This is a genomic window from Vibrio antiquarius, from assembly GCF_000024825.1.
GTDB lineage: Bacteria > Pseudomonadota > Gammaproteobacteria > Enterobacterales > Vibrionaceae > Vibrio > Vibrio diabolicus.
The window spans coordinates 1717146-1731865 of the sequence record NC_013456.1 but is presented as its reverse complement, the minus strand read 5'-3'; the positions used below and the strand labels follow the sequence as shown (position 1 = coordinate 1731865).

The following is a 14720-nucleotide window of genomic DNA, read 5'->3' as shown; positions in this document are numbered from 1 at the left end:
GCAGGGAAAGAACCAATGGACATGCTTTGGTATTGCCGTACTACTACTTTAATACCGTACCAACGGCGATAGCACCGCGCCTCTTGCGGCCATTGAGTATAATAAATAGTGGTTAGGCACAATAAATAAGGATTTGGTTTGGTTATCGACAAAACACAATTACTGCAAAACTTTCAATTTCGGCTTCCAACGGGTTACCACAAAGAGTCCCTCGCGCGACTGAAATGGATGAAAGGAAAATCACTGCGAGACGCAGCGGTCTTAATTGGTTTTGTAGAACGCCCGGAGGGGCTACAGGTCATTTTGACAAAGCGAGCAGCGCACTTGCGTCATCATCCGGGACAAATCAGTTTCCCCGGCGGTAAGTTTGAGCAGGAAGATCATCATCTAATCAATACGGCATTAAGAGAAACCAAAGAAGAGGTCGGTATAGAAGATGAACATATTCATGTATTTGGCCAGCTTCCAACATTGCCAACGATTAGTCAGTTTAATGTGACACCGTTTTTGGCCTTTATTTCTCCTGAGTATAAAACGCATATTGACCCAAATGAGGTGGAGTCTGTTTTTGAAGTTCCTGCTAACCACATTCTGAATCCGAAAAAGTTGTACAGCACCAAGTTTGACCTAAAAAACAGCAGTCATCGTGTATTTGCTATCCCATATAGACAGCATTTCATCTGGGGCATGACCGCACAAATCATCGAATCAATGCAAAAACATATCATTTCACATTAAAAACTTCTGATATCGGTATTTTTATGGATGCGATCATCATGCGCATCAATATTAATAAAACGTTGCTTCATAAACATTCATTCACATTAGATTAATTTGCCGTTTTCACCGCAAACGCTTGCGGTGAAATAAATTTATACAAACAGCCCTATCGATAAGTTTTTCTAATTTTACTCATTAGCAGAAATCACGAGTAGCACATCATTTTCGTGATAAAAAGCAGGTTTTTGACATATCATTCAATAAGCGTAAGCAATAAATGATTTAGATCTAATTTTCCTAGTGTAAAATCTTGCAAAATTACTCCCGACTTATTTCCTGTTCCCAAAATGAGTAACTAAAAAATGAATACAACTACTTCTGCGGTTTCTACCGCACAATCGTCTAGTAAGTTTTCTTACAAAGACTTTACCTGGTGTCTGTCCCTTTTTGGTACGGCAGTAGGTGCCGGTGTACTATTCCTTCCTATTAAAGCAGGTGCAGGTGGCTTTTGGCCATTAGTAATCCTAGCCCTAATCGCAGCACCAATGACTTGGTTCGCACACAAATCTTTAGCTCGCTTCGTTCTTTCTGCGAAAAACCCAGAAGCGGACATCACTGACACAGTAGAAGAGCACTTTGGTAAGACTGGCGCAAACCTTATTACGTTCGCTTACTTCTTCGCTATCTACCCAATCGTACTTATCTACGGTGTTGGTATCACAAACACGGTTGACTCTTTCCTAGTTAACCAAATGGGTATGGAATCTATTCCTCGCTGGCTACTTTCCGGTGCACTTATCGCTGCAATGACAGCGGGCGTAGTGTTCGGTAAAGAGCTTATGCTGAAAGCAACTTCAGCGATGGTTTACCCTCTAGTGTTCATCCTACTAGCGCTGTCTGTGTACCTAATTCCTGGTTGGAACACTTCAATGATGGAAGTATCACCTGACTGGGGTGCAATGCCAGCTATCGTATGGCTAGCAATCCCTGTTATCGTGTTCTCTTTCAACCACAGCCCAATCATTTCTCAGTTCTCTAAAGAACAACGTCGTGTATACGGTGATGACGCAGTTAAGAAAACTGACGCTATCACTGGTGGTGCAGCGATGATGCTAATGGGCTTTGTAATGTTCTTCGTATTCTCTGTTGTGCTTTCTCTGTCTCCAGAGCAACTAGCAACAGCACAAGAGCAAAACATCTCTGTTCTTTCTTACCTAGCAAACGTTCATGAGTCTCCACTGATCTCTTACTTAGGTCCACTGGTTGCTTTCGCGGCTATCACTTCTAGCTACTTCGGCCACTTCCTAGGTGCGCATGAAGGTCTAGTTGGTCTAGTGAAATCTCGTTCAAAATCGCCAGTAAGCAAGATCGAGAAGATGTCTCTTATCTTCATCGTAATCACAACTTGGATCGTTGCTATCGTTAACCCAAGCATCCTAGGTATGATTGAAACAATGGGCGCACCGATGATTGCGGCAATCCTATTCTTGATGCCTATCTTCGCAATGCAAAAAGTTCCAGCGATGGCTAAGTACAAAACTTCAGCACCTGTGCAAATTTTCACAGCAATCTGTGGTCTTGCTGCCATTAGTTCTGTAATCTACGGCGCTCTTTAATCATCCCTGCCCTAGCACGGCATGATTAATCCAAAAATATAACGATAAAATTAAGCCTCCCAACTCCCCTTGGGAGGCTTTCTTCTGAGGTAATCGATATGATTAGTGTTTTTGATATCTATAAAATCGGTGTTGGACCTTCAAGCTCACACACTGTAGGCCCAATGAAAGCGGGTAAAGAGTTTATTGATGATCTTCGTGCAATGGGAAAACTGCGCGACATCACTAAAATCACCGTTGACGTTTATGGATCACTATCACTGACAGGGAAAGGTCACCACACAGATATTGCTATCATCATGGGTCTTGCAGGCAACACTCCTGAGAAAGTTGATATCGATTCTATCCCGGGCTTTATCGCTCGCGTAGAAGAAACTGAACGCCTTCCTGTTGGCATGCACTGTCACACAGTATCGTTCCCACGTGAAGGTGGAATGAACTTCCACAAAACAAACCTTGAGTTACACGAAAACGGCATGCAAATCCACGCTTGGATTGATGACGAAAAAGCGTACTCAAAAACTTACTACTCCATCGGCGGTGGTTTCATCGTTGATGAAGAAAACTTCGGTAAAGAAGTTGAGAATCCAGTAAAAGTTCCTTACCCGTTTACAACGGCAGAAGAGCTTGTAAAGCAATGTCATGAAAGCGGCCTGTCTATCAGTGCGCTAACCATGAAAAATGAACATGCGCTTCATTCTGACGAAGAAACTCGTACTTACTTCGCAAACATCTGGCGCACAATGCGCGAATGTATGGATCGCGGTATGAACGAAGAAGGCATTCTGCCTGGTCCACTACGCGTGCCTCGTCGTGCGGCAGCACTTCGTCAGCAACTGCTTACTTCTGAAAAAACAACGAACGATCCAATGTCTGTTGTTGACTGGGTAAACATGTTTGCTTTTGCAGTAAACGAAGAGAACGCAGCAGGTGGTCGTGTTGTAACTGCGCCGACTAACGGTGCATGTGGCATCATCCCTGCGGTACTGGCTTACTATGACAAGTTTATTCAAACCGTAACTGAGAAAGACTACATCCGTTACTTCGCAGCTTCTGGTGCAATTGGCGGCCTTTACAAGCGTAACGCGTCTATCTCTGGTGCAGAAGTTGGCTGTCAGGGCGAAGTTGGCGTGGCATGTTCTATGGCAGCAGCGGGCCTTGCTGAGCTTATGGGTGGTAGCCCAGAGCAAGTATGTATGGCGGCTGAAATTGCGATGGAGCACAACCTAGGTCTAACTTGCGACCCGGTTGCAGGTCAGGTTCAGGTTCCATGTATCGAGCGTAATGGTATTGCAGCTGTAAAAGCAATCAACTCAACTCGTATGGCACTGCGTCGTTCTTCTGCTCCTACTGTTTCTCTAGATAAAGTTATCGAAACAATGCTAGAGACAGGTAAAGACATGAACGCGAAATACCGTGAGACTTCTCAAGGCGGCCTAGCAGTAAAAGTTATCTGTTAAGCCTTGCTGGATATCGACGAAACCCGAGCCACTGCTCGGGTTTTTTATACTTCATTAACCATGAATAATGAGTTGTCACACCCAGCATAAAAAAACCTAAAACCTTGAATATATCCAATTATTATGGATATCCCCGTAAAAAATCACATCCCTCTCCTAGCTTTATTGATAACGTAGCCAAAAATTAAACTTGGAGCACACCAACACATGATTAGGTTTGAAATTGGAAACCAAATCTGCGTTTGCTTGTCCGAAAACGAAATATCTTTAGAGCTCAATCAATCACTCCACCACTCCATTCCAGTCAACCCAAATGAGTACGCCATTCTGTCAACCATCGCCAAATACGGCAGCTTAAATACGCCAATTAGCCAGCGATTGATAGAAAGCAAAATCACTCAACAATACAAAATGACACTGCCTGAAAATGGCTTTAAAAACGCGGTGGCCGCTCTAAGAAGGAAATTTCGCAAGCTCACGGAAGAACACGTAACCACAAAAAAAAATATTATCGAAAATATTCACCGGACCGGATACTTCATCCCTTTTACTATGCAAAACAACCATCAGAATGGCATCGACCATCAACACAAGATCAATCAATACACAACAAACAGCCTTGGCAAAGCCCTTCGTATTTGTCTGCGTAATAAAAAGATCTATTCAGATACACTGTGGGTCGTGTTGCTCACAGCGATCATTTTCTTTGCCATCTGTTATTACGCGATAAACAGCATTGTGAAACATAATTATCTTGATAACGCCTTCGAAATTGCAGAAAACCTTTCCCAAAAGAGCTGCTTTGCTGATGAAAGAGAATTGAAGTCGCTCTTTGATAATGTAAAGCTGGTGGAATCGAGCATGATGCTGGACCGTTTCAATATCCGGTGTTTAGTCACCCCCGAAACCGTTGTCCCTGTCAGCAAAAAAGCATTTGAAGAGTGGAGTAATAATAGCAATTATACGACCCAATCATTTGACTTGAATAACGCAACCGTTTTGGTTCGTGTCAAAAACATTAACTTATCCGACAACGTTGAAAATCATATTTCGCGTTTTTTTCTTTCCGGCATGAAGCTATCAACCAATACAGGGACCTCTTTAGAAATTGGTAACACCAATGAACGCTTTTTCAACTATCACGTGAAGAACAGCGGCTATAAAGAGGTGTATTACATCTCTGGCCCGTTTCAAAGCATCATTTTATTAAGCTTGCTGTTTCTAATAATACTGCGCCATCGCTCTCTACAAGCCTTTATGGCTTATTTGTGCGCAATTCGACAATTTAAAATCAAACTGGAGCCGATTTATGACACTTCAGCGCAAAAGATTGTGCATTACGAAGCGCTCTCGCGGTTTAAGGTAAAAAATACGCAACGGTTTATTGAGACACTGATCCGAAATGGGCTGCTCCTAACTCATACCTTACTGGTAATAGAGTCCATCTATACTAAGCACAAAGCCTTGCCTATTCCTATCAGCATTAATGTTTGTCCTTCTTTGCTGCGAGGTCGCAACTTTTCAATCCTACACAGAGAACTATCTAACCGAGATTGTCGTTTGCTGACGATTGAAATCACGGAAAATGCATCGATGTACTATACCTCCGAGATTTATGGCAATGTCGCTAAACTAAAAGCACTGGATTGTAAAATCAGTATCGATGACTTTGGCACTGGCAACAACAACGTGTCGCTCATCAGTAAAATCAATCCAGATTATTTGAAAATAGATCGGGAGTTTGTGATTGGTTTAAAGTCGGACGATAAGAAAGTGGAAACGTTGCGTCAGTTAATCGCCATGGGAAATACGTATCGCTGTACAGTCATTGTCGAAGGCGTAGAAACCGCCGATAGCGCTCACTTACTCACAACATTAGGTGCCTATATTCACCAAGGTTATTATTATTCTCTGCATTTCTAGCTTTTCTTAACCTCGTGAGTTACTTAAACTAGAGGAAATACTCTATTAAAGTTCGTGGTGGCATGAGGATATGCCGCCAATTTGTGGTTGAACGATGATTGCTATTAAATCCACCAAACTGAAAGATTTTTCGAGTTTGATGCAATTGGATGTGCAGGAAGAGCAGAAAGGATTTTCTACGCCGTTTGAAGTGGCTTATCAAAAACGCAATAAGTCTGAAGCGTTCTTTACGATTTATTCTGACGATCTATTAGTTGGCTATCTTGTTATCGATAAAGGCTTCTCCCAACATGCGCCCTTTGCCAAAAGGCACGAGCTGGGGCTCAAGTACTTGATGGTTGATCAACGTTTCCAACGCCAAGGGGTTGGGAGTGAAGCGTTACGCAAACTGTTCGTTTATGCGTATACCATTGACCCTGAAAGCACCTCTCTTTGCGTCACTGTGCCACAGAGTCAGCAATACGCTATCAGTTTTCTTGATGCGTGTGGATTCATCAATACAGAGAAAACAACGTTTGGTGAGAACGAAAAAGAGTGGATTTTACGTCATCCACTGAGCTAGCAAAAAAAGTATAAAAAATAGGGAATATCCAGATACAACAAAGGCAAGCTCATGGCTGCCTTTGTCTTCAATGCTCAATAAAAAGTGACTTATTCACCTTTGTAAATACAACCGGCTGTGCACGTTTCTTTGATTTCTACTTTGCTTAGCAACGGTAAACTTGGCTTAAGCTGTTGCCAAATCCATTTTGCTAGCACTTCGCTCGTCGGATTCTCCAACCCTTCAATGTCGTTCAGGTAATAATGGTCTAAACGATTGTAAATTGGTTTGAATGCCGCTTTGATTTCAGCGAAATCCACTACCCAACCAGTATGCGGGTCTACCTCACCTTCTACATAAAGACGAACTAAGAAAGAGTGTCCATGCAAACGACCACACTTATGGCCTTCAGGTACATGTGGCAAGTGATGTGCCGCTTCGAACATAAACTCTTTGTACAATTCTGTTTTCATCTTGATTCTCAGGCTTTAAAAAGACACGCAATACTAAGGAATTCACTGCCAACAGACAAGTGCTACTCAATACAAGCGTAGCAAAAGGCCGTTTGTTCTCAGCGAAAATAATTAAACCTTTGTCCTGATCGTCGTATTTCTGTCATGCGCCAAACATTTGATTACACAGCACTCACATCACAATTACATATCCCCAACATGAGTGGGGTCACAATCATTCATTTCGTTGTTCGCAGTGCGCATTTGTGCACATTAAGATTGTGCAGTTCGTTCCAATTACACTTATAAATTTATGCGCTCAACTATCACTTTTAAGCTCTTGCTCGCGTTAATTGCCGTCTTCAGCTGTGTTCTGGCTGCCTCTACGGCTTATCAATACCATCAACAAAAAACCTTAATCAATGATGTTCTCAGTGAACAGCTTCATGATAAGGCCAGTAATTACTTCGATAGCCTAAACATGATGATGCTAACAGGCACAATGTCGCAAAAAGAAACTTTGCGAAAAAAAGCACTCGCTCAAGAAGGGATTGAAGAAGTTCGCGTGTTGCGGGCCGATACCGTAACCAAGCTTTACGGACCAGGACAAGCAAACCAACAACCGGTCGATGATATTGACCAACGAGCTTTAAATGGCGAACTGGTCATTGAGCCAATTTCAGCCAATTGGGGGAACGGACTAGTTGTCGCGCTACCAATGAAATCAAGCGAAAATTATCGTGGCACCAACTGCGTTTCTTGCCATGTAGCACCAGAAGGCGAAGTATTGGGCGCGATTCGTTTGGAATACAACATGAACCACGTCAATTCAATGATCAATAAACAGGCAATGTTTGCGATGGGAATAATGGCCGTTATCGCGTTTGTTGGTTTTATTATAACGATGAGTTTGATTCGTAAGATCATTGTTCGCCCAATACAAAAAACGTCGCAATTCATGGCGAATGTGAGCCATAGTAAAGATCTATCTCAACGACTTGTTCATCACCAAAAAGATGAGGTAGGCCAACTTTCTACCGCGATTAATTCGTTTATGGATACGGTATCCGAGAGTTTAGAGCGTGTACAAGACACCTCCCACTCTCTTGCCAATTCAGCCAGTCAGTTAACGGATGTTGCACAATCAACAGACAAAGCGGCCAATAATCAACAATTGGAAACCAGTGACGTACAAAGCAACATCACCGACATGTTGCAACAACAAACCGCCGTTGAAGACTCGACCAATAACGCCACAGCTCTAGTCAACCATACCGTTGATGTTGCCACTCACAGCGCAAGCCAAGCACACAGCGTGAGCGAAGACATCAAACACTTGGTGAGCAATATTGACGGCGTACGGGAAAAAATCAGTTCGTTAAACCAAAGAACCGAAGAAGTATCATCCATTCTTGGGGTCATTAAAGGCATTGCAGAACAAACCAACCTGCTCGCGTTGAATGCTGCAATTGAAGCCGCCCGAGCCGGAGAGCAAGGACGCGGTTTTGCCGTCGTCGCGGAGGAAGTGCGTAACCTAGCTTCTCGGACCGCCGAAGCCACAGGCAACATTGAGCATATCATTTCTCAATTCCAGCAAGGGAGTGAAGAGTCCTTAGCCTCTGTGGATACTGTCTGCCAGTTTGCTCACCAACGTTCCGTCGATGTCGAGACACTTTCAGTCACGATGCATAACGTTGTCGATGAAATGCATCAAGTTCTGAAACATGCGGAAAACATTCAAAGCCAGACGCAAACCACATCCGACGTCAGTCAGCGTATTCAATCCAAAATTGATGTGATCACACTGCATGCTGACGACACATCGCAATCAGCATCGCACACGCGTGATATTAGTGTTGATTTAGAGCATCTATCCGAACGTTTAGAGCAATTACTTAACCAATTCACACTTTCAGAGCATCAAAGAGTGAATAAATAGAGAGATTCTCCCCATCAAAATGAATATAAAGGTTGATGCGAGCGAATTGACAGGTAATATGTCTCGTTGAATCTGTAAAATGCTACCCAACTCAGCACTTAGCTTGTTTTTTGAACAAAAATGTTATTAGACAAGTACTTTAATAAGTGTTGGGTTGAATTTTTACCTCAATGGAGAATATTGAAAACATGACTTACGCGCCTGTATCAGACGTATTGAGAGGTCAGCTAGCAGTAGACAGCGAAGTGACTGTTCGTGGCTGGATCCGTTCACGTCGTGATTCCAAAGCTGGAATCTCTTTCCTTGCCATATATGACGGCTCTTGTTTCGACCCGATTCAGGCCGTGGTCCCAAATAATCTTAATAATTACGAAGACGAAGTACTAAAGCTAACGACTGGCTGCTCTGTTGAAGTAACTGGTAAGATTGTTGAATCTCCTGCAAAGGGCCAAGACTTCGAACTTGCTGCCACTGGCGTTAAAGTGGTTGGTTGGGTTGAAGACGCAGAAACTTACCCGATGGCAAAAACTCGTCACTCTATTGAGTACCTACGTGAAGTAGCGCACCTACGTCCGCGCACAAACGTAATCGGTGCGGTAGCACGTGTACGTAACTGCCTATCTCAAGCGATCCACCGCTTCTACCACGAGCAAGGTTACTTCTGGGTATCTGCGCCGTTGATCACTGCCTCAGATGCTGAAGGCGCTGGTGAAATGTTCCGCGTTTCTACGCTAGACATGGAAAACCTACCTCGTACAGACGCTGGCAAAGTAGACTACAACGAAGACTTCTTCGGTAAAGAAACTTTCCTTACGGTATCTGGTCAGCTAAACGCGGAAGCTTACGCTTGTGCACTAAGTAAGGTTTACACTTTCGGCCCTACTTTCCGTGCTGAAAACTCAAACACAAGCCGCCACCTAGCAGAGTTCTGGATGGTTGAGCCTGAAGTTGCGTTTGCAGAACTGGACGACGTTGCGAAACTGGCTGAAGACATGCTTAAGTACGTATTCAAAGCAGTACTTGAAGAGCGTCGCGATGACCTTGAGTTCTTTGCTCAGCGCATCGACAAAGAAGCCGTTAGCCGTCTAGAGAACTTTGTTTCTTCTGACTTCGCACAAGTTGACTACACTGACGCGATCCAAATCCTGTTGGATTCTGGCCGTGAGTTCGAATTCCCAGTTGAGTGGGGTATCGATATGTCATCTGAGCACGAGCGTTTCCTAGCGGAAGAGCACTTCAAAGCGCCGGTAATCGTTAAGAACTACCCGAAAGACATCAAAGCATTCTACATGCGTATGAACGATGATGGTAAGACGGTAGCGGCAATGGACGTTCTAGCACCTGGCATCGGTGAAATCATCGGTGGTTCTCAGCGTGAAGAGCGTCTAGACGTACTGGATACACGTATGCGCGAAATGGGTATCGACCCTGAGCACATGAGCTGGTACCGCGACTTACGCCGTTACGGCACAGTGCCACACGCAGGCTTTGGTCTAGGCTTTGAGCGTCTAGTATCTTACGTAACAGGCATGGGCAACGTTCGTGACGTGATCCCATTCCCACGTACGCCTCGCTCTGCGAACTTCTAATCACTTTTTAGTGAGACAGAATTAGAAAAGACCTCCCTAGTGGAGGTCTTTTATTTTGTGCTCAACCGTCAATACTATCTGCCAAGCAACTCAAGCTTGAGTTAGTCTTCTTCCTTATCTCTGTCCGCTTTTTCAGCGTACTTTACGCCCACAATACATAAGCCAAACATTACGAAAGGGATCACGGCCGCGGTGTACTCTGTCCATGCCATATGGGAGAAAGACTTCGCCAAAATGAGATGCGCAAATACCAGTAAAAACGCACTAAAAATAGCAACGGCGATTAACCTTAACTCATGTTTAACCAACTGCTTTTTCATCTTAAATCCTGCTTAATCGTCCAAGGTCTGTCGACCTGAATAATGATTGAAGCACAATTTGCAAAAATGGCGCTGATACAGTTGGAGCAAAAAAACACTAAGCAGTTTAATGAGTATCAATTCAGAGTAATTCGCGAAGCAAATCACCTAATCTTTTGATAGCACGTTCTAAACTCGTTTCTAAAGGAAGCGATGCATTCAGTCTTAAATAGTTTTCGTATTGATCACTTATCGAAAAGAGTTTGCCATAAGCGACGGTAACATGCTCAGACAATAGTGCTTGATATACCGCTTTACTTGATATTCCATCTGGCAATTTCAGCCAAAGAAAGTAACCACCATCAGGACGTTGATAGGTAACCTCTTTAGGTATGTGCTTTGCGAGTAAATCCACGAAGTCAGCTTGACGGTGTTGCAGTGTCTTACGCAGCTTTCTCAGGTGGTTGTCGTAACTGTCGTTTTGTAAGTAGTGTGCAACTCCCTGCTGAATAGGGGCACTCCCAGACAATGTCGATATTAACTGGAGCTTTTGAATAGTCTCGTTAAAACGCTTATTCACCACCCAACCCAAGCGATATCCAGGGCATAAACTCTTAGAAAAAGAACCACAATGAAGGACACGTTCTTGCTCATCAAAGCTCTTTAATGAGTTCGGCCTTTTGTCAGAAAAATACAGCTCAGAGTACACATCGTCTTCAATGAGATACACATCATATCGATTGGCTAACTCAACAATGTATCGTTTGTGTTCATCAGACAAAGAAGCCCCGGTTGGATTATGAAAGTTCGTCATTAACCAACAAGCCCGAACATCTTCATTGGCAAAAGCTGCTTCGATTTGTTCAAGCGAATGCCCACTCTCATCATCGACACTGATTTCAATAGCCTTGAGACCTAACCGTTCTACCGCTTGAAGTGCGCCATAAAACGTTGGGGATTCAACAACGACGGTATCACCTGGTCGGGTGACCGCTTGCAAACTCAAGTTTAATGCTTCTAGCGCACCGGAAGTAATAACCACATCATCATGGGTTAGTGATATCCCATGATGAATATACCTCTGAGCGACGAGTCGCCTTAACGACTCAGCACCAGGAGGTAGGTTGTCTAGCAACTTATCCGGCCCCATTTTTCGTCCCGAGCTGGCCAAATTACGGTTAAGCGACTCTAAAGGAAACAAACACGGATCCGGAAACGCCGAGCCTAAATGAACAACATCCGATGTTGCTTGATGCTTCAAAAACGAATACAACTCATCATTCAACTTGGTGCATGGTGTATTGTTGCTTTTAATTCCATTCGTATTAGTGAGACGTTCAAGATCGGCAGTCACATAGTAACCAGATTGAGGCTTTGCTATCACCCAGCCTTGCGCCTCTAGCAATTGATAGGCTTGTAATACCGTACCTGCACTTACGGAATGATTGCGGCTGGTGACGCGTATTGAAGGCAGCTTCTCCCCTGCTCTCCAAGTATCTTGCTGAATTTGTGCCTTAAACAATTCGGCCAATTGACGGTATCGATTCATGTATCCCTCATTTCACTTGCAGCCGCACCATAGCATACTTCGCGCCAGCATTCTGATATGGCAGTAGTCAATTTAGCAACGTAATTTATCAAGCTTGTTAATAGCAATTTCGACGACGAAGTGAGAATTTATGTTCCATACTTTTACTGATACGTCCGAGTGGTCTTAAATCTTTGCCTTGTCCGAAAAGCAAGGCATTCCACAGAGCTGAGAGTGTAAAGTCCACTTAGACATCTATCTTTTAAGCCGGGAGGAAGCGATGAAAGTATTTACAATGGACGATCTCTCTTATCGCGGGAAACATAAAGGTGTACATAGCTGGGACCATCCTGGCGGCACAACCCCTTATTACTGGCATCCTGATTGGTTGCATATCGCTGAAGATGCCTTGGGTGAACACAAAAAGGCTGACCTTGAAGTCCCTGACGGAGAAGCAGCGACAGAAGAGCATGCAAAAGCGGCGATTCTCAAACACTTGAATGACGAGTAGCTTAGGCTCTATCACCGTTCAAGAATAGCGTTAGGCAGGCGAATCCATCGCCGTTCAAGAATAGCGTTAGGCAGGCGAATCCATCGCCGTGTGCTTTAAACGCAAATAAAGCCAAAACCTGCCAAATAGTAAATTCTTCTGAATGAGAAGTACGCATCGTCTGTAGCTATCGAATGACAAAATAAGTCGATAGTTATCACATTAATTTTCATTACATCTGTTACATTTAGATAGTAATGGTGATGCACACCTCAACTCATGGATTATGAGAGAAAACAATAATGGCGAAATACAACGAAGAAGACATTAAATACAAAGGTGAATCCAACGGCGTACATTCTTGGAGTTCACCTTCCGGCCAACCTTATTATTGGCACCCAGATTGGCTACACGTAGCGGAAGATGCGACGGGCACACACCCGAAACAAAAGCTTGAAGTCGAAAAAGCGGAAGTCCCAACAGAGAAGCACGCGTTAAAAGCAATCTTAAAGCATATGAACGACTGGGCGACTGAGAAGCTTTCTTCTAACCCAGACATCGAAACCAATGCGGTTGAGTCTGAAATCGATCTGAAGAAATAACATCAGCCAACATCTATACTTCTTACAAGCAAACGCTCCACCTTTAGTGGGGCGTTTTTGTCTCAACTAGTAACCGCCACTCAACGTAAATCACTAACGCAAAGCACTGAAGTCAAACGATTGGTATGTGAACAAAACTTCATCAACCATGGTATAAATCCCCTTCAAACTCTGTGCCTACCAAACGTTTTCATGGCAAAAACTTTAGTTATGTTAGAATTCTGTTTCAAATCGCAACTTTTTTAGGTTTTCTTTTCAGTAACGGTTGTAACCAATATTGCTGAAAGGTATAAATGTTAGCACACCCCTTCGATTAACATGGATGAAGATTATGTTTGAAAAAGTAGTTGCCGCTCCGGCTGACCCTATTCTTGGCCTTACTGAAGAGTTTAAAAAAGATACTCGCGCAGACAAAATTAACCTTGGCGTAGGTATTTACAAAAACGAGCAAGGCGAAACTCCCGTTCTTGCAACAGTAAAGAAAGCTGAAGCAGCGCTTGTTGAAACTGAAAAAACCAAGTCTTACCTAACTATCGAAGGCACAGCAGAGTACGGCATTGCAGTACAAAAACTGCTTTTCGGCTCTGATGCGGAAATTGTAAACGAAAAACGCGCTAAAACAGCTCAAGCTCCAGGTGGTACCGGTGCATTACGTGTTGCTGGTGAGTTCATTAAACGCCAACTTGGCGATGTAAAAATCTGGATCAGCAACCCTACTTGGGCAAACCACAACGGCGTATTTACTGCTGCTGGTATCGAAACGGCACAATACAGCTACTACAACGCTGAAACAAAAGACAAAGACTTCGATGCAATGCTAAACGATCTGCAATCTGCATCTGAAGGTGACATCGTGCTTCTACACGGCTGCTGCCACAACCCTACAGGTATCGACCCAACTGCTGAAGAATGGGAAACATTGGCGAAACTAGTCGCAGAGAAGAAATTGCTTCCTCTATTTGACTTCGCATACCAAGGCTTTGCTAAAGGTGTGGAAGAGGATGCGGCGGGTCTTCGTACTTTTGCTAAGTACAACAAAGAAATCCTAGTCGCGAGCTCTTTCTCGAAAAACTTTGGCCTATACAACGAACGCGTTGGTGCCTTCACGTTAGTAGCGGAATCAGAAGAAGTCGCAACAACCGCATTCTCGCAAGTTAAAGCCATTATTCGCTCTATCTACTCTAACCCACCAGCGCACGGCAGCGCGGTCGTGACTCACATTCTTGGCAATGCCGAAATGCGTGCGGAATGGGAAGCTGAAGTAGCAGAAATGCGTGACCGTATCCAAGAGATGCGTGAACTATTTGTAGCGACACTAAAATCAGAAGGTGTGGACGCAGACTTTAGCTTCATCGAACGTCAAAATGGTATGTTCTCTTTCTCTGGCCTATCTAAAGAGCAAGTAAACCGTCTGAAAGAAGAGTTCGGTATTTACATCGTCGGTTCAGGCCGAATCAGTGTTGCTGGTATGACGAAGTCAAATATGGGTCCTCTATGTAAAGGCATTGCAGCGGTTTTATAATCGATAGTCGCATACTTTATTAAAAGGAAAGGTCAGCAT

General features: G+C 43.7%; 13 protein-coding genes. 10 read left to right on the top strand and 3 right to left on the bottom strand.

Features of this window, described 5'->3' with window-relative positions:
- The first annotated feature begins 138 nt into the window (after nucleotides 1–138).
- From VEA_RS08100 to VEA_RS08080, 5 genes are all read left to right on the top strand, one after another.
- Nucleotides 139–738, top strand: a complete 600-nt coding sequence (locus VEA_RS08100) for a CoA pyrophosphatase (RefSeq protein ID WP_012841651.1) — start codon at nucleotides 139–141, stop codon at nucleotides 736–738.
- Nucleotides 739–1082: 344 nt separating this feature from the next.
- Nucleotides 1083–2336, top strand: coding sequence for an aromatic amino acid transport family protein (locus tag VEA_RS08095; protein ID WP_005396901.1), 1254 nt, complete (start codon nucleotides 1083–1085; stop codon nucleotides 2334–2336).
- A gap of 98 nt (nucleotides 2337–2434) precedes the next feature.
- Nucleotides 2435–3796 carry an L-serine ammonia-lyase gene (locus VEA_RS08090; protein ID WP_005396900.1) on the top strand — a complete coding sequence of 454 codons (1362 nt, stop codon included), beginning with the start codon at nucleotides 2435–2437 and terminating at the stop codon, nucleotides 3794–3796.
- A 207-nt stretch (nucleotides 3797–4003) separates the two neighbouring features.
- Entirely contained in the window at nucleotides 4004–5719 is a 1716-nt protein-coding gene (gene tpdA / locus VEA_RS08085; RefSeq protein WP_006741437.1) for a cyclic di-GMP phosphodiesterase TpdA, read from the top strand.
- A gap of 94 nt (nucleotides 5720–5813) precedes the next feature.
- The gene (locus tag VEA_RS08080) at nucleotides 5814–6281 is read left to right on the top strand and encodes a GNAT family N-acetyltransferase (protein WP_012841650.1); all 468 of its coding nucleotides are present in this window, start codon (nucleotides 5814–5816) and stop codon (nucleotides 6279–6281) included.
- An 89-nt stretch (nucleotides 6282–6370) separates the two neighbouring features.
- On the opposite strand, the gene queD is transcribed toward VEA_RS08080, so the two are convergent.
- Entirely contained in the window at nucleotides 6371–6733 is a 363-nt protein-coding gene (queD, locus tag VEA_RS08075) for a 6-carboxytetrahydropterin synthase QueD (RefSeq protein WP_005376896.1), read from the bottom strand.
- A 292-nt stretch (nucleotides 6734–7025) separates the two neighbouring features.
- Here queD and VEA_RS08070 point away from each other — a divergent pair, with 292 nt between their 5' ends.
- A complete protein-coding gene (locus VEA_RS08070) occupies nucleotides 7026–8651 on the top strand; it encodes a methyl-accepting chemotaxis protein (RefSeq protein WP_006741436.1) in 1626 nt (541 codons plus the stop codon).
- 188 nt (nucleotides 8652–8839) lie between these two features.
- Entirely contained in the window at nucleotides 8840–10240 is a 1401-nt protein-coding gene (gene asnS / locus VEA_RS08065) for an asparagine--tRNA ligase (protein WP_041852918.1), read from the top strand.
- 101 nt (nucleotides 10241–10341) lie between these two features.
- On the opposite strand, the gene VEA_RS08060 is transcribed toward asnS, so the two are convergent.
- Both VEA_RS08060 and VEA_RS08055 read right to left on the bottom strand, forming a co-directional pair.
- Entirely contained in the window at nucleotides 10342–10560 is a 219-nt protein-coding gene (locus VEA_RS08060; RefSeq protein ID WP_012841649.1) for a hypothetical protein, read from the bottom strand.
- Between the two features lie 121 nt (nucleotides 10561–10681).
- Nucleotides 10682–12088 (bottom strand): aminotransferase-like domain-containing protein, encoded by a 1407-nt coding sequence (locus VEA_RS08055; protein WP_006741434.1) that lies wholly within the window; start codon nucleotides 12086–12088, stop codon nucleotides 10682–10684.
- Between the two features lie 259 nt (nucleotides 12089–12347).
- Here VEA_RS08055 and VEA_RS08050 point away from each other — a divergent pair, with 259 nt between their 5' ends.
- The 3 genes from VEA_RS08050 (at nucleotide 12348) to VEA_RS08040 (ending at nucleotide 14681) form a co-directional block, all read left to right on the top strand.
- On the top strand, nucleotides 12348–12578 hold the full coding sequence (locus VEA_RS08050) for a hypothetical protein (protein WP_005396877.1): 231 nt from the start codon (nucleotides 12348–12350) through the stop codon (nucleotides 12576–12578).
- Nucleotides 12579–12859: 281 nt separating this feature from the next.
- The gene (locus VEA_RS08045; RefSeq protein ID WP_005396873.1) at nucleotides 12860–13159 is read left to right on the top strand and encodes a hypothetical protein; all 300 of its coding nucleotides are present in this window, start codon (nucleotides 12860–12862) and stop codon (nucleotides 13157–13159) included.
- 331 nt (nucleotides 13160–13490) lie between these two features.
- Nucleotides 13491–14681 (top strand): amino acid aminotransferase, encoded by a 1191-nt coding sequence (locus VEA_RS08040; protein WP_012841647.1) that lies wholly within the window; start codon nucleotides 13491–13493, stop codon nucleotides 14679–14681.
- Nucleotides 14682–14720: the final 39 nt, after the last annotated feature.

What these genes read in the sequence shown, in the direction of transcription:
- VEA_RS08095 (WP_005396901.1), top strand. Translation starts at nt 1,083, where the DNA reads ATGAATACAACTACTTCTGCGGTTTCTACCGCACAATCGTCTAGTAAG.
- VEA_RS08090 (WP_005396900.1), top strand. Translation starts at nt 2,435, where the DNA reads ATGATTAGTGTTTTTGATATCTATAAAATCGGTGTTGGACCTTCAAGC.
- tpdA (WP_006741437.1), top strand. Translation starts at nt 4,004, where the DNA reads ATGATTAGGTTTGAAATTGGAAACCAAATCTGCGTTTGCTTGTCCGAA.
- VEA_RS08080 (WP_012841650.1), top strand. Translation starts at nt 5,814, where the DNA reads ATGATTGCTATTAAATCCACCAAACTGAAAGATTTTTCGAGTTTGATG.
- queD (WP_005376896.1), bottom strand. Translation starts at nt 6,733, where the DNA reads ATGAAAACAGAATTGTACAAAGAGTTTATGTTCGAAGCGGCACATCAC.
- VEA_RS08070 (WP_006741436.1), top strand. Translation starts at nt 7,026, where the DNA reads ATGCGCTCAACTATCACTTTTAAGCTCTTGCTCGCGTTAATTGCCGTC.
- asnS (WP_041852918.1), top strand. Translation starts at nt 8,840, where the DNA reads ATGACTTACGCGCCTGTATCAGACGTATTGAGAGGTCAGCTAGCAGTA.
- VEA_RS08060 (WP_012841649.1), bottom strand. Translation starts at nt 10,560, where the DNA reads ATGAAAAAGCAGTTGGTTAAACATGAGTTAAGGTTAATCGCCGTTGCT.
- VEA_RS08055 (WP_006741434.1), bottom strand. Translation starts at nt 12,088, where the DNA reads ATGAATCGATACCGTCAATTGGCCGAATTGTTTAAGGCACAAATTCAG.
- VEA_RS08050 (WP_005396877.1), top strand. Translation starts at nt 12,348, where the DNA reads ATGAAAGTATTTACAATGGACGATCTCTCTTATCGCGGGAAACATAAA.
- VEA_RS08045 (WP_005396873.1), top strand. Translation starts at nt 12,860, where the DNA reads ATGGCGAAATACAACGAAGAAGACATTAAATACAAAGGTGAATCCAAC.
- VEA_RS08040 (WP_012841647.1), top strand. Translation starts at nt 13,491, where the DNA reads ATGTTTGAAAAAGTAGTTGCCGCTCCGGCTGACCCTATTCTTGGCCTT.